Here is a 24,361-nt window from a genome sequence, read left to right as displayed (position 1 = left end):
ACAAGACTTATTGTTTATAATTAATTAATATGAGATTATTAATAGTTACTAATGTTGATTGGTTTTTAATTTCACACCGTTTAGTTTTAGCAAAGGCTGCTATCAAAGCTGGTTGGGAAGTTTTTGTTGCATGTGAGGATACGGGAAGAGGCAAAGAAATAGAAGTTGAAGGGATAAAGTTTATTAATTTTCCATTATCCCGATCTGGTACTAATCCATTAAAAGAGTTTAAACTTTATAACCGATTTGTTAAATTGTATAAAGAGTTAAAACCAGATGTTGTCCATCATATTACGATTAAGCCAGTGGTGTATGGATCATTGGCTGCACAGCGCGTTGGTTTAAAAGGTATAGTAAATGCTATTAGTGGTATGGGATATATGTTTACTGAAGGAAAAATTGGGCTGGTTCAAAGATTAATTCTTTATTTAATGAAAAGAGGCTCTAATAAAGGGAATGTTTCATTTATATTTCAGAATCAAGAAGATCAAAATGTTTTAGAAAAGCATAAAATTCTTAGTCATGTTAAGTCAATTAATCTTATTAAGGGGTCTGGTATTGATCTTGAATTGTTCCAGAAATCTCCTCAAATATTTAAAGATAGGATTAAGATTTTATTCGCAAGTAGAATGTTGTGGGATAAAGGAGTGAAGGAGCTCCGACAAGCTTCTGAAATATTAAAAAGAAAATATTCTACTCATATTCAATTTGTTTTGATCGGAAAAACTGATGATGAAAATAAATCTTCTGTTAATAAAGCCTATTTAAATGATTGGGTAGATGGTAATTATGTTGTTTGGAAAGGACATGTTAATAATGTTCGTGAAGAATATATTGAGTCAAATATAGTAATCTTACCTTCTTATCGAGAGGGGCTTCCTAAGAATTTAATTGAAGCATGTGCAATAGGGCGACCTATAGTAACAACTAGAGCAATTGGTTGCAAAGACTGTGTAGATGAAGGTATAAATGGATTTAAAGTACCTATTAAGGATGGTATTGCTTTGGCGAATGCACTTGAAAAATTAATCAATAATCGAGATCTCCTAATAAAAATGGGATGCGAATCTAGGCTCAAAGCTGTGCGAGAATTTGATCTAAAGGAAGTTAAATCAAACCATTTAAGAATTTACAATGAACATATTAACTGATGAAAATAATAATTACAGGATCTTCAGGATTTGTAGGTCAAAATTTAAGCTTTTATTTACAATCTCATGGATACAGTGTTGAAGGGATCTCCTTAAGATTTTCTAAATGGGTTGATAAGTTTAACGAACCACTTGACGGAATAATCCACTTAGCTGGAAAAGCTCACGACACTTCAAATACTTCAAAACCTGAAGAATATTTTATTATAAATAGAGACCTAACAATTCATTTGTTTCAGAGATTTATTAAATCAAATGCAAAGGATTTTTTTTATTTTAGTTCAGTTAAGGCAGCAGCTGACACAGTAGATGGAATCTTATTTGAAGACATTCCTGCAAATCCATTAACTCCTTATGGTAAATCTAAATTAGAAGCAGAACAATACTTGATGTCTCAATATTTGCCTCAAGGCAAAAGGTTATTTATTATTCGACCATGTATGATTCATGGCCCAGGGAATAAAGGAAACTTAAATTTATTATATAATATTGTGAAAAAAGGTATCCCATGGCCATTAGGTGCATTTGAAAACAAACGGTCCTTCTTGAGTATTAATAATTTAAATTTTCTTATTGGTGAAATTTTGAAAAATAGTAATGTTCAAAGTGGAATTTATAATTTTGCAGATAATGGAACTATCTCTACAAATAATTTGGTTCAATTAATATCTAATTCATTATCCAAAAAATCTAATATATGGAACATAAATAAGACACTTATTGAGAGTGTTGCGAAAATAGGAGATAAGTTACCTCTTCCACTTAATACTGAGAGATTGAAGAAATTAACAGAATCTTACATTGTTTCAAATCAGAAAATTATGAATGAATTAAAAATTTCTAAGCTTCCGATGACTTTGGAGGCTGGGTTAATACAGACCATAAAATCATTTAACTCTTAATCTTTAAGAATGGAATATCTTGTTTTATTTTTGATTCTAATTGTATTAGAATGTTTATATTTTAAACTTGCTGATAAATATAATATTATTGATAAACCAAATCTACGTTCTTCCCATACTTCAATTACATTGAGAGGTGGAGGAATTATATTTTATTTTGGTGCTTTAGCATATTTTATAATTTCAGGTTTTCAATATCCATGGTTCTTCATAGGTTTAACTTTTATGACCTTCATTTCTTTTTTAGATGATATAATAACGCTTTCTAATAAAGTAAGACTAATTTTCCATTTTGCATCTGTTTTATTAATGGTTTATCAATTAAATTTATTTTCATTACCGTGGTATTATTTAATAATCACATTTATTATTGTTGTTGGAGTAATAAATGCATACAATTTTATGGATGGTATTAACGGAATGACTGCTTGCTATAGTTTGTCAGTAGGGGGGCTTCTGATATTAGTAAATAATAAAATAAATTTTGTTGATCAGAAGCTTATATTATATTCCATGTTTGGAGTTCTGGTATTTTCATTTTTTAATTTTCGAGTAAAAGCTAAAACATTTGCGGGAGATGTCGGTTCTGTATCCATTGCCTATATTTTATTGTTTTTTTTGGCTGCATTAATTATTAAAACCGGTAACCTGATCTATATTTTGTTCTTAACAGTTTATGGGATAGATACCGTTTGGACAATTCTCCGGCGTATTAAATTAAGAGAGAATATTTTTAAAGCGCACCGTTCTCATTTATATCAATTTTTAGGTAATGAAGCTGGCTATAATAAGTTGGTTATATCTTTTATATATGGATTTATTCAATTTATTATTGGATTGGTGATAATTTGGATTACTCAATTTAATTACGATACTCAGATTATTTTTTCTATAAGTCTTTTAGTAACTTTTAGTTTAATTTATCTGGTGATTAAAAATTCGATTCTTAAAAATATTATATTATAAAATCAAAAGTATGTATAATTTTATCCATGGAGGTATTTCCAAAGATCCAAGGGGACAGATTCGATATGTCAATGAATTTGACATGAAAGAAGTCAAACGTTTTTATATTATTAAGAATTCTGATTTAGAATTGATTAGAGGTTGGAGAGCGCATAAAATTGAACAACGCTGGTTTTATGTACTTTGTGGTTCTTTTATGATTAGTATTGTCAAAATTGATAAATGGGATAAGCCGGATCCATCATTAGTAGTTGAAAATATTGTTTTAGACTCAGAAAAGAATTGTTTAATTCATCTACCAGCAGGGTATGGTACAGCGTTTAAGGCTTTGGAGAATGATAGTGAATTGTTAGTTTTCGCTGATCATTACTTAGAGGATGCACATTTGGATGATTATACATTTCCACCTCACTATTTTATTAATCTTTCCTTTTAAGATGTTAAAAATAAGAAAGGTTTGTGTATTTCCTAATTGATTAGATATTTTGGAATAATACATTATTTTTGTGGATTCATACTAAATTGGACTAGTTTTTGTTTTTACTGATCAAATAAAATATTTTTATGAGAATACTTCTCTCTTTTATTATTGTCTTAGGCTTATTAACTTCATGTGCTTCAAGAAAGGATTTTGTTTATTTCCAGCCTGATTCTACGCAGTTAAATACCTCTTATGAGCTAAATGCTCCAAAATTACAACCAGGTGATATTTTAGCTATTTCCGTTACAGCTGATGACGTAAGAGCAACCGGGCCTTTTAATCAAGTGTCTCCATATAATAGTTCTGGAACACTGCAGAATACCAATCCTTTTATTCCTACTTATGCCATTGATGTGGATGGAAATATAGATTTTCCAAAATTGGGTAAGGTCAATTTAGGAGGTAGAACAAGGACTGAAGCTATGAAATATCTTAAGGCCGAAATTTCAAAGTTTATCGTTAATCCTGGAATAAGCATGGAGGTAAGGAATTTTAGGGTAACAGTTTTAGGGGAAGTGAGAAATCCAGGTTCTTTTCCAATTAATAATGATAGAATAACTTTACTTGAAGCTATCGGATTAGCTGGAGATTTAACAATTAATGGCGTGAGAAATAATGTAATGGTAATTAGAGAACAAAATGGAAAAAAGGAAGAATTCAGAATTGATTTAACTAAAAGAGATGCACTAAATTCACCAGTTTATTATTTAGCCCAAAATGATGTGGTTTATGTTGAACCAAATGGAGCTAAAATTCAGTCCTCAAAATATACTCAAAACACTTCTATTTTTGTATCAATAGCAAGTGTGGTTATTACGGTAATTTCAGTACTAACTAGAAAATAAATTAGATAATTAATCCATGAGCAATCTTCCAAATACTTTTCAACCAAATGATACTCAAGAACAAGAATTGAATATTAAGCAATTGTTTGAACAATATGCTTATTATTGGAAATGGTTTGTTATATCTGTGTTATTGTTTGTTATTTCTGCATTTATTTATTTACGTTATGCCGATAAAATTTATAATATTTCTGCTAAGATATTATTACAAGATGAGAATAAGGCAGCAGGAGAATTAGCTGGTCTTTCTGAATTAGCAAATATCGCAGGCGGAAGTCCGGCCTCCGCTTTTGTTTTGGATCAAATAGATGTAATGAGGTCTAGACGGATTTTAAGTAAGGTAATTGCTCAAAATAACTTTAACATTACTTATTTTAATAAAGGCAATGTCAAGACATCAGAATTAAATGAGGCACAATCTCCTTTAAGGTTAGTAATTCTTGACCATAATAATCCTAAACTTGATTCGCTTCAATATAATTTTACAATTCGAAAAGTTGGTAATAAGTTTGAAATTGAAGATAAAGTTAATGGTTCTTTTGAATATGTTTTAGGAAAGAAAATTTTATCTCCTATTGGCGAAATAATGTTGGTTCCACAAGGTAATCGCATTTTAGAATCTGATTTAATAGTTTCTTATGTTCCAATTAATATTGCTGTTGATAACCTAATCCAATCAGTTCAAATATCACCAAATAAAGAGAAACAGTCATATGTGGTTAATTTTTCTATGAATTCTGGAAGTATTGATAAGGCCGAGTTAATCTTAAATTCTTTGATTGATCAGTATAATAAAGATGTAATGGAGGATAAAACAAGGATTAGTAAAGCGACAACTCAATTTATAGATTCAAGATTAGAACTTATTTCAAAAAATCTTTCTGAAGCTGATTCGAAGGTAGCTGATTATAAAGATAGAAATAATTTGGTCGATATGAGCTCTGAAGTTCAATTATACATGCAAAATGCCTCTGAAAATGAGCGTAAATTAGTAGAATATCAAACCCAACTTAGAATTGCAGAAATGATGGGGTCTGCAATAAATTCTAATACTGGTAATTTATTGCCTTCAAATATTGGTGTAAATGATCCTTCCATTGAAACAACTGTAAAAAGTTATAATAATTTAGTACTAGAACGTGAAGATTTATTGAAATCTGCGACTCCAGATAATCCGGTTGTTCAAAATTTAAGTAAAAGTATTAATGAAATTGGAAACTCTTTGAAAGTTTCTTTGAATAATTTTAGACAAGGTTTACAAAGTAATGTAAATGCTCTTCAATCTCAAAAAAATAAATTCGAAGGCAAATTAAATCAGTTGCCTAATCAAGAACGTGGATTTAAGGATATAAGTAGAGAGCAGCAAATTGTTGAATCACTTTATTTGTTTTTACTCCAAAAGAGGGAAGAAACCGAAATTCAAGCAGCTGCCACTCCAGCAATTTTGAAGGTAATTGATGCTGCTTATGGATCTGACCATCCGGTGGCACCTAGAAAAGCGATAATATTATTAGGAGCTTTTATGGCAGGCATTTTAATTCCAGTTGGTGTTTTATATTTAAAATTTTTAATGGATAATAAAGTTCATTCTAGAAAGGATATTGAAGAGAAATTTAATGCTCCAATTTTAGGAGAAATTCCAGCTTCCGAAGATCCTGTTGTTAAGGATAATGATAGATCGTCTTTAGCAGAAGCTTTCAGGATTTTGAGAACAAATATTGCTTTTATGTTGGGAGCTAAAAAAGATTCAGCAGTGATTTTTGTAACCTCAACAACTTCTGGCGAAGGTAAATCTTTTGTGTCCACAAATCTTTCTCGTATTCTAGCAATGTCTGGTAAGCGGGTCTTATTAATAGGAGCAGATATTCGCTCACCAAAAGTATTGGATTATTTAGGGTTGTCACATTTGCAACATACAAATATAGGAATTACTCAATATTTGATTAATCCTGAGATGCCGGTTGATAATATTATTATTCGAAAGCCCTCTCCTTATGATTTCGATATTATTTATTCAGGTTATATTGCACCTAATCCTGCAGAACTTTTGATGAATGGTCATTTTAAGGAAGTAATTGAATACGGTCGAAAAAATTATGATTTTGTTATTGTGGATACTGCTCCAGTAAGTTTGGTTACAGATACTTTATTAATTTCCGAATTTGCTGATTTAACAATGTATGTAACTCGAGCCAATTATCTAGATAAACGATTATTAAATGTTCCTAAAGAATTATACGAACAAGGAAAGCTACGTAACATGGCTGTAGTCTTAAATGATGTTGACTTTGCTCGGGGGTATGGTTATGGCTATGGCTATGGCTATGGCTACGTAGATGCTGGGTCAGTTTCCTTAAGGGCGAAATTCAAAAATAAATTTCGGAAAATGTTTAAAAAGGTAAAGAATTAATAAATAATTGTGGACTATAGTACCAATTTTCGAATTGGCAAAACTTATAAGTTTTTTCATTTAATCTCTTTTGCTAACTATAGGTTAAATCTTGTTAGAGTTAGAATATATAATTATCGAAGGCATTATATGCCACTCGTAGGGCTTTCTTCCATTGAAAACATAGCCTTTTGAAAATGTAAAACTATATTCATAATTCTAATAAAATCTTAAACTTGTTAATATCTGCAATGTTATAAGCATAAAGATAGATTTTTTTATTTTTTTCAGTGCTAAATGAATGTTTACCTGCTTATTTGTATTTCAATATCTTTGGAGGTTAAATAATCACTTTCCTGAAATTTTTGCCTGCTGATGGATTCTGAATGTGTTATTAATTCGTATTAGGAAAGATTGTTTATGTTCTTTAATGATGCGGTGCAATTGATAATTTACCATGATTTCTGACCAAATTTTTGAAAAATTGTTAGGGCTAGGTATTTTTCATAATTACATTAAAACAATAGCCTCGTTGGATCTTTTGTTATTAATAAATTATCTATCTTCAAACTCTAAAAAGAAATCTTTTAATTTGATGTTTTCAAATTTACAAAATTTATATATCGTTGATATTGGAACATCATATCCCTTTCCTTTGCTTAATCTTGAGAGAGTTCCTTGTGAAATTCCACTTTTTTCCGCATAAAAATTTCGGCTAACTTTTTTACCGTTAATTTTATATGGTGAGCAAAATTTGATTTTAAGGAAGTCCACTAACTCTTGCAAATAAGAATCTATTTTATCATAACTATTCATCCAAATTTATTTATTTTAAAAACATATCGGTCGAGATGTTGACCGATTGAGTTTTATTGTTATCTTTGTATTAGTAATTGAATAAGCGACACGTAGAGTAGAGGATAAACTCTGCAAACAACGATGTTACTCTCGTCCAAAAACCGCTAAAATGAATACGAGAGGACTGCGGTTCGCCAATTTCTACTGGAAATGTTATTTTTACAATATATTACCAGTAGGGTGAGCCGTCTATTAGTCTTCTTGCATTCAGCAAACGGGTCTCGCGTAGATCTGTTAATGGTTACTTAGCGGTTCCCAGGGCAAGAAGCATGATGGTTCACCTTATTTTTACCAATGTTAAACTACTGTCATTGTTGCTTCTCGAGTATTCGTCGTTTTCATAAACCAAATTATAATATGAAACGATTAAAACGCATTAAACAAAACCTGTATTTCTCGATCAAGTATCGTTACAGATTTTCTAGAAAAAAGCTTAACAAAAACATTATTCGAAATCCAGAATAAATTTGTCTAAATTTTACAGTAAACTAATGGGCCCTTCGAATCGTAGTTTCAGGCAAAATCCCATTAGCAATCCTGTTTCCCCAGTCATCCAATAAAATAAAAGAACAAAGGTTCACTTCCACATTGTTAGGATTAGTAACAAGGTTTATTTCTAGACAATCTAAATCTAGGCTAATTTTTTTAAAGTGTCAAGTAACTGTTGTGAATTTACGGAAGTAAAAATCCGTGAGGGTGGCTGGTATTTTTTATTAAATCCTGAAAATCAGTTATGGAAACCAATTATAAATCCTCTTTAATCCAAATTGATTTTTAAGAAATTATTCACCCCAGGGATTCTCAATACTTTTTTAAGAATTCTTGCATTTTATTTTAACCAATGAAATCAAATTATCAAAACAAAATTTCACCTCCCTTTAGTCCAAATTCTATTTTTCTAAGTAAAACAGATTTTCATGGACATTTAATAGAGTTAACCAAGAAATTCATAATCCTATTGTTTTTATGTTGTTTCAGTTTGTTTAATAATCAGTTAGAAGCCCAAGAGCCCCACAAAAGTGGGGCAAAAGGGTCAAACCCTATCGTACCTATTGATCCAGGTCAGACCTTGCCTGAATCCATGTGGGAAGTTCCCTTAAAGGTTACAAGACATCCCAAAGGGAAAGAACAGGTATCACTCAACGATTTTCGCGACAAGAAGCTTATTATTCTAGATTTTTGGGCTACTTGGTGTTCTCCATGCGTCGCCATGATTCCTAAAAACGAAGCATTAAAGAAAAAATACGAAAAAGATCTAGAGATAATTATGATCACTGATCAGGCGGAAGATATCGTAAAACCATTTTTAGGCAGAGTGGAGCAACAAGATAAATTACAGCATATATGGACCCTTTACGGTAAACACGATTTTCATCAAATTTTCAAATATAGAACCATGCCACATGCAGCAATTATTTACGATGGCGTATATAAAGGAGCTGTTTATGGCAATGAAATAACTGAAGAAAAAATTGAAATGATGTTGAATGATAAATGGGACCAAATTGTTTTTAAAAAGCCGGAACTTACCCCCAAGAATAAATATGATAAAGATAAATTCTTGTATATAGATGGTAATGGTGGGGGTAGGGAATTTATCACCTATAGATCCGTTCTTGGAGGATATAACCCTTCTCTGGGTAATGGAAGCGGTTATGTCGCAAATACAGAAGGCGGAGGTAAACGAATGGCTTTCTTGAATTTCAGCCTTGCCAACATTTTTCAATACGCTTATTCTGAGGGCCGGATAGAATTCAATCCCATGAATCGAAAATTACTGGAGGTGAAAGATAGGTTGAAATTAACCACAAGCGCCGCAGGTGATGAAGCTCTAGCCTGGATGCAGTCGGGAAATGTATTCTGTTATGAACTGGTGGTTCCTAAACCCCTTAAGAATAAATTCTTTGAAATAATGCGCGATGACCTAACACGAATTTTCCCGCAATATCAGGCGAGTATTGAATATCGGGATGTAGAGTGTTATGTGTTAAAAGTCACTGACAGGAGCAAACTTGAAAAGCATAGGTCACTTTCGGGCACTATGGAAGTAAAGCAGGACGTTTATGGGCTATCGATGAAACATGCACCTCTTGACCAAATGGTAGCGCGTTTCAGTGTTTTGTTCATGCAGAACAGTCCTTATCCCATCATCAACGGTTCTGAGTATAATGAGCCTATTAATATGGAACTTCATACCAATGTGACCAATATGGAAGAAACCAATAAGGCTCTAGCTAAGTATGGGTTACATTTTTTCAAGGAATTAAAAAATATTGAGATGTTGGTAATTAAAGACAATCAAGATGAAACAGGTCAATAAAATTTTTCAGATGCTGTGCATATTGTTGTTAGTCTTTTTGGGATCCATTTCAGCCGCTCAGCAAAATGATGAAAAAATTATTTCCGGAATAGTTCAAGATTCCGAGAAAAGGGAACCGATATCCTTCGTGGTAATAAAGAAGGGCAGTGTGCAAACTTCTACAGATACAAGAGGCCTTTTTAGTATTTCTGCAAGAATAGGGGATACCATTACTTTTTCAAGAATGGGTTATCACAATGAAAATATACTGATTTCTGGAAATATTCAGAATCAATATGTCATTATTCTTCATCCCCAGGTCAATCAAATAGAAGATGTGGTTATTCATTCAGGTTACCAGACTATCAGGCAAAAAGACCTGACAGGATCCGTCTCGGTCATCAGCCAAAAAGATTTGGAACGCAGTCCCAGTAGGAATCTGCTGGATAGGATGCGTGACATGGTTCCCGGACTGGTGTTTAATAAGCATACAAGTTTAAAGGAGCAGAACAAAAGCATTTCTATACGCGGGCAAAGTACCCTGTTTGCTAATGCCGAGCCACTGATTGTCGTAGATAATTTTCCTTATGAAGGGGACATCGAGCAGATTAATCCAGCAGATGTGGAGTCTATTTCCATTTTGAAAGATGCTGCAGCCGCAGCTATCTGGGGAGCAAGAGCAGGCAACGGTGTTATTGTCATTACAACAAAAAAAGGTACTAGAGACGGAAAGTCTATAGTGGATTTTAGTGTCAATAATAGCTGGACCAACGCCCCAGACTTGAACTACCAACCCCAGTTGAGTAGCAAGGATTATCTTCTGATCGAAAAAATGCTTTTTGAGAAGGGATTCTATAAAAGTGCTGAATCTTCCATAAACCATGCTCCTATTTCTCCAGGGGTTGAGTTGTTGATAGCACATCGTGATGGAAAGATATCTTCAGAAAAACTTCAGCAAGAACTCTCGATCCTAGAAGGTCAAGATATCTACGCGGATTTGAGCAGGCTCGTTTACCGCCCATCCTGGAATCAACAATATCATGGTTCCTTAAGGACAGGTACAAAGTTAACATCTACACTAATTTCAATGGGATATGATTGGCAGGATGAAAATTTGATTAAGAACAATAACGACCGTTTAACCCTTTCTTTAAATCAAAATATTTCTTTATTGAAGGATCGCTTGCAGCTGAAACCATCTATAAGCTTTTCAGCAACCTCCAGGTCATCACCAAATCAAATCCTGAGTGAGATGAAATTTGGAAGCTCAAATATATACCCTTATGCTAGATTATTAGAATACGATGGGTCACCTTCTAGTATAATTAAGAATTATCGCGAAGCCTTTACGAGTAACGCCCAAGAGAAAGGTTTGTTGGACTGGAAATACAGACCACTGGATGAAATAAACTCCGTTGATGATTTACGCAGGAGTCAGCAAATCAGGCTGGGAATTCAAACAAATTTCCAACTTGATAAACATTTAAGTTTTGAACTTAGCTATCGCTACAAAAAGGATAATATAAAGGGGCAAACACACTATGGTGAGAACAGTTATTTCGCAAGAAATTTAATAAACCAATATAGTAGTATAAAAGATGGAAAGATAGAAAATCCAATTCCTAAGGGTGGAATAATGGATCGAAGTTATGAGGAAGGTAGGTTGCACAATGGCCGCCTTCAAATAAAGTATGACCGTAATTGGAGTCTGAGTGAGTTTAAGGTTCTTGCGGGGACGGAAGTTTCTGATTCACATTTTTTGAGAACTCAAAACAGACTATATGGTTATGATGGTGAACATGAGAATAGTCTTCCTGTTAACTATGTAGTTTCCTACCCAGTCCAGAGCAATCCGAATTCCTACCAAAAGATTCCGTATCAAAACTTTGGCCGCGACTTGACAGATCGATATTTATCATATTATACAGCACTTAATTATCAGTATTCCGACCGATACATCTTTAATGGAAGTATGCGTTGGGACCGAAGCAATCTTTTTGGAGTCCAGAGTAACCAAAAAGGGGTTCCCTTATTTTCTGTGTCTGCAGGGTGGCAATTACATAATGAAAAATTTATGCAATCCTTACTTGGAATCATTCCGCTACTGAAGGTCAGAATAAGTTATGGATTGACAGGAAATGTCGATAACAGCCTTTCAGCTTTCACCACCTCAAGATTATACCCAAGCACAAGCTTTTCTTCTGGGTTGCGCTATGCCTATATTGTTAATCCAGCTAACCCCGAGCTTCGATGGGAAAGGGTTAAAGTAACAAATCTCGGTCTAGATCTCGGTTTGTTGAAAAACAAGTTGCTTTTCAATCTTGACCTCTATCACAAAGAAGGTACAGATCTTATTGGCAATGCTCCGTTTACAGGATCCTCGGGAGTTACAAAATTTTACGGTAATACCGGCAGTACAAGAACCTCGGGGGTTGATTTGTCGGTAACTGGTGATTTCCGGTTGGCTCCGGTGGAATTGCGGTCTTTTTTCTTATTTTCCTATGTAAGGGATAAGGTTACCTCTTACAAAGTTAAACCAACAATATTGAACCTTCTATCTGGTGGATATGCAGGGGTGCATCCAATTGAAGGCAAACCTTTAACGGGTATGTACGCTCTACCATGGCGAGGGTTAGATCCCAAGGATGGCAGACCAATAGGATACCTAAACGGAGAGGAAACTAAAGATTATGCTGCTATCGTTCAGACCTCCACCCAGGAAGATTTGGTTTTTTTAGGAACCTCTAGACCCAAGTTTTCAGGATCCTTCCGACAGGAAATCGGTTTTAAAAATCTAAATCTCTCCCTAGGGATTGCCTATCGCCTAGGGTATTGGTTTCGCCGTTCATCAGTAAATTATAATACCATCCTGGGGGGAATAGGAGGGCATGGTGATTTTGCTAGAAGGTGGCAGAAACCAGGAGATGAAAAAACGACTCAGGTTCCATCATTGCCAGAAGCTGTAAATTATAATGAAGTTAGTTTTTATCAATATGCACAGGTATTAATGGAGCCAGGAGACCATATTAGATTTCAGGACATCTCTCTTCAATATAACTGGAAACCTTCATCTGTCTTTCATCAGGTAGTTTTCAATTTATATGTAGATAATGTAGGTATGATTTGGAAAAAAACAACCAGCAATCTGGATCCTGATTACACCCTGGCCCAACCGCCAAGAACATATTCTTTTGGAGTTAAATTAAACTTTTAAATTATGATCATGAAGAAAACACATAAAATATTAATTGTCTCTTTTCTTGTATTATCGTATACCTTATTGGTGAGTTCCTGCGCCGATGAATTCCTAGATAAAAGAAAAGATAAATCACAAATAGTTCCAGAAACTTTGGATGATGTACAGTTATTACTGGATAATAACGTTCAAAACTTTGGTTCCACACCTGGGCTGCCGACCATTGCAGCGGATGAATTTTTTACAGATCAAGCCGTTCTCTCAAGCTTGGAGATATATGAGCGGAATAGTTATACTTGGGCAAAGGACTTTTATGAAGGAACTATTTTTAATTTGGATTGGACCAATCCATTTCAGCAGATATTTTATGCCAATACAGTTTTGGATATCTTATCAGAAATCAAGGAGTCCAATAAAGAGTCCAGCACTAGAGGGTTGAACCTGCAGGGAGCAGCTCTTTTTCACCGGAGTTATGCTTTTTATAATTTGGCCCAATTATTCGCGGAAAACTATTTACCTTCATTCAATGACCAGGCACTAGGTATCCCGCTTAAACTAACAGGCAATATTCATGAACCTTTAACTAGGGCAAGTCTAAAGGATACTTATGCACTGATCATTTCGGATTTGAAGCTAGCTGATAATCTTTTGCCCAGTGAGGTGGAGAATTTTACAAGACCTTCCAAGGTTTCAGCAAAGGCACTCCTGGCAAGGATTTATTTGAGCATTAGTGATTATCACAATGCACTTAAGTACGCCCAGCAGGCCATGCCCACACTATCTTTACTGGATTATTCGGAAATTGATACCACCAGCCCTATTAAAAACTTATTTCCAGCGGCCTTACCTAAAGAAAACCCAGAGATAGCGTTTTATTCAGTGTCTAGAGGTTATTATTTTCCGGTATATAATAGCAGAGTAATGGTCGATTCCATGTTTTATGAAGATTATGAAAAGGGAGACCTTCGAAAAATAATTTTTTTCAGGAAACTAGCTAATAGCAAAAATGTAGTATTTCGAGGGAGTTACTCCAGTATTCACACTAGCGAATATTTTAGTGGGCTTGCCCTGGATGAGTTGTTATTAATCCAGGCAGAATGTTTGGCTAGAACAGGCAAAGGGAAACAAGCCATCCAGGTGCTAAATTCACTCAGAAGGGCAAGGTTTAGTAAAGGTGAATATGAAGATCTGCAGTGGCAGAGTGACCAGGAAACTCTCTCACTTGTGCTTCAGGAAAGACGTAAGGAATTATTTGCTAGAGGATTGCGACTTGGTGATCTAAAGCGATTAAATCGCGAAGATCAATTTAAAAAGACCCTAATCAGGAATCTGGATGGTAAAGAGTTGGTTTTAGAGCCTGATGATCCAAGGTATATTTTCCCAATTCCATCCGATGAGATCCAGAGCCACGGATTTGTTCAGAATAATAGGTAATAAATGGGTAATAAAATGGACGCCCACAATATTGGGCGTCCAAAAAAAATATTGACTGTTGAATGCTTATTTCAACTCATAACTTCCATTATCAATAAGTGGCATACCGCTATTATTTTCAGGGGTTTCACCTGGGGAAGGAGCAGTATTAAACTCGAACTTACAGGTAGTTTCTGGCCGAGGTTTACATTCATGGGTTTCATCATTCTCAGCAATCCATTCATTGGTGCTGTAATTATACCCGTACACATTTGAGGGTTTATTGGAAAATGCACTTGTAGCTAATGCTGAGCCAATTAACGCGAGTCCTAAGACTGTTTTTTGAGGAGTTTTCATTTTTATTGATTTAAGTGTTTATGATTCTTAAGTTTTTTAGACCGACCATTCCAATGATCAGGCAAAAAATATTGAAAATTAGATGTTCGCTCCAATCCAATGAACTGATCACGCCACCACAACTGCAAAAATTTTCTTCCATTTTAAATAAGAGTACTAGCCCCAGATAAATGGTGAAAATGCACATTAAAACTACAGATGCCATCAAAATACCTCGCAAAAAATTGCCCTTTGAAAATAAGAGGGAGATCCCCAGTAAAAGTTCGATTATCGGGATGCCCCAGCCAATCATTGATGCAAAATTGTTCAGTCTAGGTATTTTTTGGATTACGTCGATAAATTTATTGATATGCTGTAATTTGTCGGATCCTGTATAGATAAGCAAAAAAGCATAACCATAAATTACAGTTAAGGTAAAATGATATAAAATGAATGAATATTTAGTACCTGTCAATACTGACTTAATGCGGGTATTGGTGGATGGAGTTCTCATGTTTTTGGAATGGATATGGTGATCAGAAATATTTATAGTTAAACGGACCTTGTCTGTTTAGCCTGATTTTTCATTATTATTTCCCCTTTATGGGGGAAGACCGCAAACTTTCGATTATGACATTTCATATTTGTATATATTAAGATTCAATACAAATATCTTATCTCTATATCTCGCTATTGGGTCTATCTGGACAGGCTATTTTTTAAAGAAATAGGAAAAAAGAAGTTCTTTTTTTGATTTTTGAACTGTATCTCGTGAAATACCCAAGAGTTGGGATTGCTCTTTTTGAGTGGTTTGATTAAGAACTTCAGTCAAGAGGTGGGCAAATTGTCTGAATCGATCCCTTGGTGAACCATGGCTTGTCGCCAATCGTATGTTATGAAGAAAGCGTTGCTGTTTATTACTTAGGATCGAGATCAAAGTGTCAATGCAGGGATCCATATGCATCATTTTATGTAATTGGGAATATGAAATTCGCAGCACACTTCCTGATCGCAGGGCTATAATCTCACCTGAAACCTTTGATTTACTGAATAGGTGAGTGGTAGTGGTTAGAGCCATATTTGCCATAGCAATATTTAAAATTGTTCTTTTATTTTTCATTTGGATAATATTAGCTATCATTCCTCTGCAGACTAAGAACATGTTTTTTTGTGGATAAGAGTCTTCATAGAGAATCTGGTGCCTCTTTACCTCTATAAATTCAAAGTTTGAAGAAGCCCAATACACGTGCTCCTTTTCTAATGGGCAATAGTTCCTCCAGAATTCTATGAAGGATTTAAAAGATTTATTGTTGGGATGAATACATTTCATAGATTATTATTACTCTCTGGTTCCTGTTAAGAGGAGAGCTACATGAAAATCTTTCCTCTTTTCTAATAAATAAAACTCCATAATCCCAGCCCTAATTTTACTTCGTTTCGTTCCAAATTGCTTTTGCCTTGTATAAAACAAGGTTTTGTCAGTAAAATTAAGCTAAATGGTAACTCATTCATGTCAAATAGCCTCTTCATACATGGATTTTGGAACTAACATATCTTAATGTAAACTTTGTTGAGATCGATCATAAAGCCTTCATGGCATGAAGCCGCCTGTCTGATGCGAGATCAGATTATGGTAAAACATTTGATGACCTGATTATGGAAATGATTTCACTCATGGACTTCACCACAGTTCTTTCTGATTCTCCAATCTCAATGGAGGAAATGTTGGAATTTTTGGGAGATAATCCTGATGACGATCGGAAATGTAATATTGTCTTTCCGTTCTAATCTTTTGGCTATGCGTGCATCAATTATGCACGCAGCCATTTTTCCACACAGTAAATCAAGGGAACTTAGAAATTGTACAACCTATTAAAGCCTTAAAGTTCTCCATAATGATAGTATTATGAAATATTCATTTCGATCATTGTATGAAGCTCTCGGAAAGGAACAGTGGAGAGAATTCGTATATTTTACAGCAAACGCTCAACATATGCTGGGAGATTCAGATCTAGCGAGTAGTGTAAAGGACTTCTGCAAATTGTTGCGTTACACTAAAATGCAATCTCAACATAACCATACAGAAGGATTGCAGTGTTTGCCTGAGGATAGTGAAGTTTTTAATCGTATTATATCTTCTCCATCAATGATTGTTTCTTTTCATTATGGCGCTTACCGAACCATACCCCTTCGCTTAATTTCTTCAGGGATATCTTTGTGCGTGGTAATATCAAAAAATGTTCTCCATGATTACCAAGCATATTACCATAAGCTTATTCGTGGGGGAGGCTCCGGAGGGAAATTATTTCTTCTTGAAGCCGAGGATCCTACTTTATTCTTTAAACTACGAGCAATGGTGGAAAAGAATGTTAGTGTTTTTGTATATGCTGATGGAGCAAGAGGCACCTTTGATGTCTCCTCCGATAAGTCTGTTCACAGGGTTGAACTTCAAAATGCCAGTATAAAGGTCAGGAGTGGATTTCTTGATATGGCTTACCTTCTGGCTCTTCCGATTTATCTGGTTACAGATACTTCTGAAAATCCAATCAGTTTCCAGGCGTTGAGTTTACTGGAGTTTTATAATTGTAATTTGGAAATGGAAAGAAAAAAGTTTGTCAAGCAAACGATAGGTGATATATATAAACGATTCTTTGAACAATTAAAAATAGAGCCCTTTATTTGGGAAGGTTGGTTCTACCTGCACCGCTATTTTTTGCCTATCTCAAATGTTAGCAAATGGAAATCCTCAGACAGAATTATCCCTTTTACCAGAGCAGGATGTTATTTTATGCTTGATAAATATTCCTATAGGGTAATTCAAATAAGCGAGTTTCAATTTAATGAAATGCTTGATTGAAATTTTAATTCTTATGCAAATTTTTATATATTGTAATTTCTGTTTGGGTAAAAATCTCAAACAATGACCTCCATTTACCTATTATGTTTATTACTATTAATCCAATTATTAAGCAACATTTATTGTTTTGGGCAGCTTATTCGATATACTTTTACCTTATCAATTTAATGGGTAATTCTGGACTTTCATTTCTCACTGTTCTATATTCACTCCCTTTCTTTGTATTTATATTTTATTCTGTTTCCTTTTCCCTAAATAGGTTTGTTCCAAACCAGAAATGGCTTGTACTAATATTTTGGCTAACCTTAGTTTATGGTTTTAGTGGTTATTTGCTTTATGAATTGACATATGGAAGTTTTGCTCAAAGTTTAATATATGGAAAGTATCTGGTGGAAGGACGTGTCTTTAATTTAATGCAATTTCTTCAAATTTATTTAATTATGATTGGGCACTTTACCTTTTTGGCGATTTTGGATTTTCAGTATAGTAGTAAATTAAGAGCTAGTAAAGAAAGGATTTATGAAATGAACCTCAGGATTTCTGAAGAATCCAAAAGGAAACAATTTGAATATTTTACATTGTCTCAGCAGGTACCACCCCATTTCCTTGTCAATGTATTTCAGGCTTGGGAACAGCAACTTATGAAAACGGAATTGCCCATGAGGAATCAAGTTGGGGAGATGTATAAATTAATGCACTATTTCATGGTCTCCTGTATTCCGGAAGGGCCACGATTAATTTCACTTTATTCAGAAATCGATGCATGTCGCCGATATATTTCAATCCAAGAAGAATTTTCAAGAAAAGCTTCGTATATAGAATGGAATATTATGGGCAATACCAGGGGAGCACTAATTCCACCTACCGGATTATTAACACTCATAATGAATGTTTTCAAACATGGTCAGTTTAATAACATCGGAGAACCCGCCCGACTTGAGATAAGGGTAGATAATCAAGGATACCAAATAATATTAGAAAATAAGATTATGCGATCCAAAGATAAACTTTTAAGTCATGGATTGGGGCTGGGAAACCTTCGCAAAAGGTTGGAATTAGTATTTAAAGATCAGTATACTTTTAGTTCTGAACAAACAAAGGAATGGTTTACCACCAAGCTAATTGTTAAATTTTAAATATAGAAATATGAAACAATGGTCAGTTATTATTGTGGATGATCAGCAAGCATGTATTGATCACCTCTTGAAATGGTTAAAAATGATTCCTAATGTAAAAATCCTTGAAACATTCACCGAACCTATCAGAGCATTAACATTTTTAAGATTTAATAAGGTGGATCTAGTTATTTTAGATGTTCAAATGGAAGAGATGAATGGCCTTGATTTTATCTCCGCTCTACCAAAAATGAAAACTAAAATTATCCTTTATACGGCCTTTGCTGAATTTGAGGACAAGGGATACCAACGCCATGTTGTAGATGTACTATTAAAACCAGTTTCTTACACCAGATTGCTAGTTGCATTAGGAAGGTTTGATACAGAGATGCAGATTACTTCCCCGGAGCTTAATGATAGAGATTCGTTAGATCATTACGATGCCTATTTTAATATTAAAGGTCCTATTAGATACATGCGTAAATTAGTTAGGTTCAAAGATATTTTTTACATTTCTGCTTCCAATAGATATGTTCTTATTTACACCAATCTTACAAATGATCCTTTGGTAAGTAATAGTTCATTTCAGGAAATTAAAAATATGCTTCCCAGAAATTGGTTTATTCAGTGTGCTAAAGGATTTATATTTAATTCCATATACTTTAATTCTTATAAAAAACACATGATTAAGCTTAATCATGTAAAAAATGAAATTCCTGTAGGGGACTTAAATGTTTTCACTGACTTTAGAGACTTTATTCAACATAATGTGGTATAGTTTTCATAAGATTAAGTAGTAATAACATAATTCTATTGACCTCCAATTATATCAACAGTTCCTCTGATCAATAAATTAGAAATGGAAAATCATAAAAATTATCAATTTTCTTTCTTTGATTCTTTGATTGAAATTATCGAATCGAGTAATTTCCCCAAAGAAGATTTCATGTTTCACCAATGGGTACTTGAAACTAAGGAACAAATCTCATCTGAGATGCAATCTTTTCAAGAAATTATCAAGGAAAAAGCCGTATGTAGTATTTCCTCTCAAACACATCTTGTATTTATCCAGCAGCATTATGAAGAATCTGTTTACCTATTGGAACAAATTCAAAAGATGCAGATACCAGATAATAGTTTTAGATCCGAAATTAGGACCATACTCGAACTACTTTCAAAATCATTATTAAACATTAATAATTTATTGGAAAATAGATTCGGCAGATTAATGAGCCAAAATAGAAGATTAGCTCCAGCAATTCTTCAAAATGTCTTAAATGATTTAAGAAGCAGGTTGTTGGGTTTAAAAGAATCAATTCCTCCATGTTGCTTGTCTTCTCTGGTCGTGGGAAGGACTTTGGCATTTGTAAATCTAGAAGGTTTGTCTTTCAAAATCGATAAAAGGGCATTGGAATACAAAATATTCCTTCTTAAAACTTTAGAGGGATGGAATTGGCAAGAGAATGATTCATTATTTGGATCTGCGGATCGATTGGTTATTTATTTGAACTTTAATAGTAAAAGGGCGATGAATTTGATGCTAGATAAAATCAAACGACAGATTTCTGGAAAAGAAAGAATTTCAGACCAATTACTTGCCTTAATGAACTATCAAAGGGAATTTAAGCAGTTACATCGTAAACCTGAGGTAATTCTTAATCCAAAGTATATTACAGTAGATAACTTCGTGAACAATTATTTTGATGTTGAGATAGAATACTTGCAAAATCAAATGCATTCTGGTAATGATTTTAACCCTTCTGTAAATGGGAGTCCTCCTGAAAACAAAAAACGCAAGCCTTATAGCTTTGCAAAAATTAAATGTCTTTTATCAGTTGATCAAATGGCCTTGATTTTAAGATCGGTAGATGAGGCTGGCTTGGTACAGGCAAGATCCTTGTCACAAGTTTATAATGAAATAGTCCCTTTCTTATCATCCCAATATCGGACTGACCTTTCACCTGCTGGAATGCGAACCAAATCCTACCATCCCGAAGAAAGAGATAAAGCAATAGTAATTGAAAAATTGAAGATAATGATTGAAAAGGTAAAAAGCTGTTGAAAATTAATTTAATCCGAAAATTAAAATCTATTGGTTTTTGGTTCTGAATAATTGATTAAAAGGTTAATATTGGATTCAAAGAAATAAATTTTAACCTTGATAAATATTAGTTATTTAATTTTTTTGTTAAGGATAATTATAGCTAATGAATAATGAAGGGTTCTTATAAAAAATGTTACATTAAGAAATCATTTTTAAAGAGATTTAAGTTCCTATTTACCAGGTTATTATATTGCTTCGGTTGCACGTAGAAAACCAATCTGTAGTTCTTTAGCTATTTTTATTACGTTAAATAATTGTTATTCTTTTCACATCGCTATATTTGTTCATCATTTTCCTTAGAGGATTATGAACACTTGGTTAACAGGCCTTATCATTCGTGATAAGGCCTTATTTTTTTAATGGATTATTTCCTATCTGGGATTGTCATAAATAAAGAAGTATTAATTTTTTTAGTCCTTCATCCTTGTTAATTGTTATCAGATATTCATGCAAAACCCCTAATTTTTAATGTGGTTAACTTTTTTTATTTAGGTCTAACTACATAATTCAGTTTACTGGAATGAGAAGGGGGACTTTTCAATAAATATTTGTTTTTTAGCATAAGTTTCCAATTACATTGATGCCTGCCAGGAAATTTACCTTCATGTAACATCAGTAAAACATTTACTTCTTTTTTTAACCAGATAAGGCTACAATTTTAAATTTTAAATACTATTATTGTGCTTAGATTAAGATATTACCAAGTGTCATTAACTCTAGTATGGATAATTTTTCTAGCCCTAACAACAAGGATGCTACTGCAACCCTTATGAGACAGCAAATAGAGCTGTACCTCAATTATTGGAAATTTTTCTTGTTTTTTCTTATTTTATCTTTACTCTGTGGTGCTGTGTACCTTCGTTATGCTAAGAAGATATACTATACCCAGGCAATGATATTACTGCAGGATGAAAAACAAGCTTCTGGGGAAATGGCAGGACTTGCTGAATTGGCTAATCTTGCCGGTAGAACCTCATCCTCTGCTGCATATGTAAATGACCAAACTCAGATCTTACGTTCTAGGAGGATTCTCAGGAAAGTGGTCGATGCCAATGATCTTCATATAAGCTATTTTATTAAAGGTAAAATAACTGAAAAAGAAATATTAATAAAAGATAGCCCAATTCAGTTGTTTATTCACGAGCCTTCGAATTCAAGAATGGACAGTGTAGTTTATGAAATAATGGTTCTTAAGAACTCCGAAGGGTATCAGGTTTGGGACGAATATTCGGATAAAAGGAAATATAAATTGGGGCAAAAATTCGACTCTCCCTTAGGGCCAATCAGTATATTATCAACGGGATTGTATCCAGATTGGAACGGGGAAATTCGAATCCAGGTTTTACCCAAGGATTTTTCCGTCAATGTTCTGCAGGGCTTAGTAAATATTGAATCCAATTCCAAGGAACAATCATTTGCAATAAGAATGTCTATAGAGACATCCTCGCCCGCTAAAGGTGAAATGATATTAAACTCCTTGATTCAGCATTATGATCAGGACCGCAGTTTTGATAAAGAGAGCATCTTTAGGAATACTTCAATCTTTATCAATTCAAGGCTTGAACTGATAAATAAAGATTTAAAAGCAGCAGACTCTCGAATCGCAAACTTTAAGGGAGATAACGAACTGGCAGACATCCAGGCCCAAACTCAGCTGTTGATGAAAGATGCCTCCGAACAGGAACGTAAATTAGTAGAATACCAAACTCAACTTTATCTGTCGGGAATTATTCGTGAATCTTCACTTAAATCTGAATTTTCTCTCTTGCCATCTAATATAGGATTAACAGATCAAACCGTTCAAAGCATTGTCAAGACTTATAACGATTTGATCCTTGAAAGATCTGATCTCTTGCGTTCTAGCACTGATGAAAGTCCTATTGTTGTTAATTTAGATAAAAACTTATCAATCCTTAGAGACAATTTGAAGGTGTCACTTGATAACATGGAAAATGTTATAAAAGTCAATATTAACAGCTTGCAGAACCAAAAAAAAATGTTGGCAGGAAAGATGTCAAATTTTCCTAATCAGGAACTTCATTTCAGAGATCTTACAAGGCAACAAAAGGTTGTGGAGTCCATTTATTTATTTTTGCTCCAAAAACGAGAAGAAAACGAGATAAATGCCTCAGCCACTCCTGCAAATTTGAAAGTGGTGGATTACGCATATGGATATACGCGCCCAGTATCACCAAGAAAACTTTATGTATTTGGCGGGGCTTTGATAGTTGGGTTTTTAATTCCATTTTCATTTCTGTATCTAAAATTTTTGACGGATAATAAGATTCACTCCAAAAAAGAACTGGAAGATCTGATTGGTGCACCAATTCTAGGGCAGGTTCCAAAAGTTGCCGAAAAGATTGTCCAGACTAACTCCAGAACTCCACTTGCTGAAGCATTGAGAATTATTAGGACGAATATCTCCTTTATGCTTGGAGCCGAAAGTATCAAGGGCGGTAAGGTTCTATATGTCACTAGCACTATATCAGGCGAGGGCAAATCATTTCTAGCAACTAATCTAGCTAGCATATTCTCTCAATCAGGGAAAAAGGTGATTTTGATCGGTGCTGATATACGATCACCTAAAGTCCTTGAATATTTAGGAGTATCACACTTGAAACACAATAATATTGGTATTACCCAATATTTAGTTGATCCTACTACACCAATAAATAACCTGATTTTAAAATGTCCTGAAAAATACGATTTTGACTTTGTCTATTCAGGTTATATAGCTCCTAATCCGGCCGAGCTATTAATGAATGGTAATTTTAAGGGAATAATCGATTATGCACGCCAGGAATATGATTATGTAATTGTTGATACAGCTCCTGTAAGCCTTGTGACAGACACTTTGTTGATTGCAGATTCAGCAGATATAACAATATATGTAAGTCGTGCAGATTATCTAGATAGAAGATTGACTGAAATACCAAAAGAATTATATGCAGAGGGCAAACTAAAGAATATGGCCTTGGTCCTCAATGATGTAGATTTTAAGAGTGGGTATGGATATGGATATGGATATGGTTACGGATATGGTGATACTGATCAGGCAAACAAAATGGGATTGAGGTGGCTTTACACCTGGATTCGAAAAGTCACGGGCCTACCCAAGAACTAATTGGTCCTAGAAGAATTAGAAATCTATTTAAATTCAGACCCCAAAGTTAAAAGGAAATACGTATATTTTAAATTAAATGGAACTCTAAAAAAAATGTTAAATTTTGCTTTTGAAAAAACTTTTATCTAATATTGTTGTAGTTTAACAGGAATAAACTAATATTTTTTATTATCCAAATCAATAATAATTAATCAAGTAACCAAAAATTTCGATTATATTCTAATAGAGGCGAATTTGATCTTGCGAAAAGAATTGACTCACTTGGAATCCAATAAAATGTTCAATAAAATAAATTACTATGAATTAATATAATTTCAACTAAAAA

At 33.8% G+C, this 24,361-nt stretch carries 18 protein-coding genes; 14 read left to right on the top strand and 4 right to left on the bottom strand.

The features are described 5' to 3' along the window. The first annotated feature begins 29 nt into the window (after positions 1-29). The 6 genes from ACF3OC_RS18190 (at position 30) to ACF3OC_RS18165 (ending at position 6,755) form a co-directional block, all read left to right on the top strand. Positions 30-1,151 carry a glycosyltransferase family 4 protein gene (locus ACF3OC_RS18190; protein WP_392470322.1) on the top strand — a complete coding sequence of 374 codons (1,122 nt, stop codon included), beginning with the start codon at positions 30-32 and terminating at the stop codon, positions 1,149-1,151. Beyond that, positions 1,151-2,053 (top strand): NAD-dependent epimerase/dehydratase family protein, encoded by a 903-nt coding sequence (locus ACF3OC_RS18185; protein ID WP_392470320.1) that lies wholly within the window; start codon positions 1,151-1,153, stop codon positions 2,051-2,053. The genes ACF3OC_RS18190 and ACF3OC_RS18185 overlap by 1 nt, the downstream gene beginning before the upstream one ends. A gap of 9 nt (positions 2,054-2,062) precedes the next feature. Then, the gene (locus tag ACF3OC_RS18180; protein WP_392470318.1) at positions 2,063-3,019 is read left to right on the top strand and encodes a glycosyltransferase family 4 protein; all 957 of its coding nucleotides are present in this window, start codon (positions 2,063-2,065) and stop codon (positions 3,017-3,019) included. Positions 3,020-3,029: 10 nt separating this feature from the next. Then, positions 3,030-3,455 (top strand): WxcM-like domain-containing protein, encoded by a 426-nt coding sequence (locus tag ACF3OC_RS18175; protein ID WP_392470317.1) that lies wholly within the window; start codon positions 3,030-3,032, stop codon positions 3,453-3,455. A 128-nt stretch (positions 3,456-3,583) separates the two neighbouring features. Then, positions 3,584-4,345 (top strand): polysaccharide biosynthesis/export family protein, encoded by a 762-nt coding sequence (locus ACF3OC_RS18170; protein WP_392470316.1) that lies wholly within the window; start codon positions 3,584-3,586, stop codon positions 4,343-4,345. 16 nt (positions 4,346-4,361) lie between these two features. After that, on the top strand, positions 4,362-6,755 hold the full coding sequence (locus ACF3OC_RS18165; RefSeq protein ID WP_392470315.1) for a GumC family protein: 2,394 nt from the start codon (positions 4,362-4,364) through the stop codon (positions 6,753-6,755). Between the two features lie 534 nt (positions 6,756-7,289). Here ACF3OC_RS18165 and ACF3OC_RS18160 read toward each other — a convergent pair. Continuing rightward, entirely contained in the window at positions 7,290-7,550 is a 261-nt protein-coding gene (locus tag ACF3OC_RS18160; protein WP_392470314.1) for a helix-turn-helix domain-containing protein, read from the bottom strand. Positions 7,551-8,433: 883 nt separating this feature from the next. Between ACF3OC_RS18160 and ACF3OC_RS18155 the strand changes: the two genes are divergently transcribed. The 3 genes from ACF3OC_RS18155 to ACF3OC_RS18145 are packed head-to-tail and all read left to right on the top strand — an operon-like array spanning position 8,434 to position 14,521. Beyond that, on the top strand, positions 8,434-9,912 hold the full coding sequence (locus tag ACF3OC_RS18155; RefSeq protein ID WP_392470312.1) for a TlpA family protein disulfide reductase: 1,479 nt from the start codon (positions 8,434-8,436) through the stop codon (positions 9,910-9,912). Continuing rightward, positions 9,896-13,105 carry a SusC/RagA family TonB-linked outer membrane protein gene (locus ACF3OC_RS18150; RefSeq protein ID WP_392470311.1) on the top strand — a complete coding sequence of 1,070 codons (3,210 nt, stop codon included), beginning with the start codon at positions 9,896-9,898 and terminating at the stop codon, positions 13,103-13,105. Before ACF3OC_RS18155 ends, ACF3OC_RS18150 begins: the two co-directional genes overlap by 17 nt. A gap of 9 nt (positions 13,106-13,114) precedes the next feature. Beyond that, on the top strand, positions 13,115-14,521 hold the full coding sequence (locus tag ACF3OC_RS18145; protein ID WP_392470309.1) for a RagB/SusD family nutrient uptake outer membrane protein: 1,407 nt from the start codon (positions 13,115-13,117) through the stop codon (positions 14,519-14,521). Between the two features lie 66 nt (positions 14,522-14,587). Here the strand turns inward: ACF3OC_RS18145 and ACF3OC_RS18140 are convergent, their stop codons facing one another. The 3 genes from ACF3OC_RS18140 to ACF3OC_RS18130 all read right to left on the bottom strand — a co-directional run bounded on the left by ACF3OC_RS18140 (position 14,588) and on the right by ACF3OC_RS18130 (position 15,956). Next, positions 14,588-14,857: a hypothetical protein gene (locus ACF3OC_RS18140; protein WP_392470307.1), complete on the bottom strand. Its 270-nt coding sequence runs from the start codon at positions 14,855-14,857 to the stop codon at positions 14,588-14,590. A 10-nt stretch (positions 14,858-14,867) separates the two neighbouring features. Next, on the bottom strand, positions 14,868-15,350 hold the full coding sequence (locus ACF3OC_RS18135) for a MauE/DoxX family redox-associated membrane protein (RefSeq protein ID WP_094257363.1): 483 nt from the start codon (positions 15,348-15,350) through the stop codon (positions 14,868-14,870). 198 nt (positions 15,351-15,548) lie between these two features. Continuing rightward, complete coding sequence (locus ACF3OC_RS18130) at positions 15,549-15,956, bottom strand: hypothetical protein (RefSeq protein ID WP_141202104.1); 408 nt, start codon at positions 15,954-15,956, stop codon at positions 15,549-15,551. Positions 15,957-16,742: 786 nt separating this feature from the next. Here ACF3OC_RS18130 and ACF3OC_RS18125 point away from each other — a divergent pair. From ACF3OC_RS18125 to ACF3OC_RS18105, 5 genes are all read left to right on the top strand, one after another. Next, complete coding sequence (locus ACF3OC_RS18125) at positions 16,743-17,693, top strand: hypothetical protein (protein WP_094257361.1); 951 nt, start codon at positions 16,743-16,745, stop codon at positions 17,691-17,693. 440 nt (positions 17,694-18,133) lie between these two features. After that, complete coding sequence (locus tag ACF3OC_RS18120; protein WP_169715194.1) at positions 18,134-18,829, top strand: histidine kinase; 696 nt, start codon at positions 18,134-18,136, stop codon at positions 18,827-18,829. A gap of 10 nt (positions 18,830-18,839) precedes the next feature. Next, the gene (locus ACF3OC_RS18115; protein WP_094257359.1) at positions 18,840-19,586 is read left to right on the top strand and encodes a LytTR family DNA-binding domain-containing protein; all 747 of its coding nucleotides are present in this window, start codon (positions 18,840-18,842) and stop codon (positions 19,584-19,586) included. Between the two features lie 81 nt (positions 19,587-19,667). Next, entirely contained in the window at positions 19,668-20,870 is a 1,203-nt protein-coding gene (locus ACF3OC_RS18110) for a hypothetical protein (protein WP_094257358.1), read from the top strand. A 763-nt stretch (positions 20,871-21,633) separates the two neighbouring features. Continuing rightward, entirely contained in the window at positions 21,634-24,036 is a 2,403-nt protein-coding gene (locus ACF3OC_RS18105; protein WP_392470303.1) for a GumC family protein, read from the top strand. Positions 24,037-24,361 lie beyond the last annotated feature (325 nt).

Source organism: Sphingobacterium cellulitidis (genome assembly GCF_043187465.1).
GTDB lineage: Bacteria > Bacteroidota > Bacteroidia > Sphingobacteriales > Sphingobacteriaceae > Sphingobacterium > Sphingobacterium cellulitidis.
The sequence above is the reverse complement of the archived record's forward strand: the minus strand, read 5'-3'. Positions and strand labels throughout refer to the sequence as shown.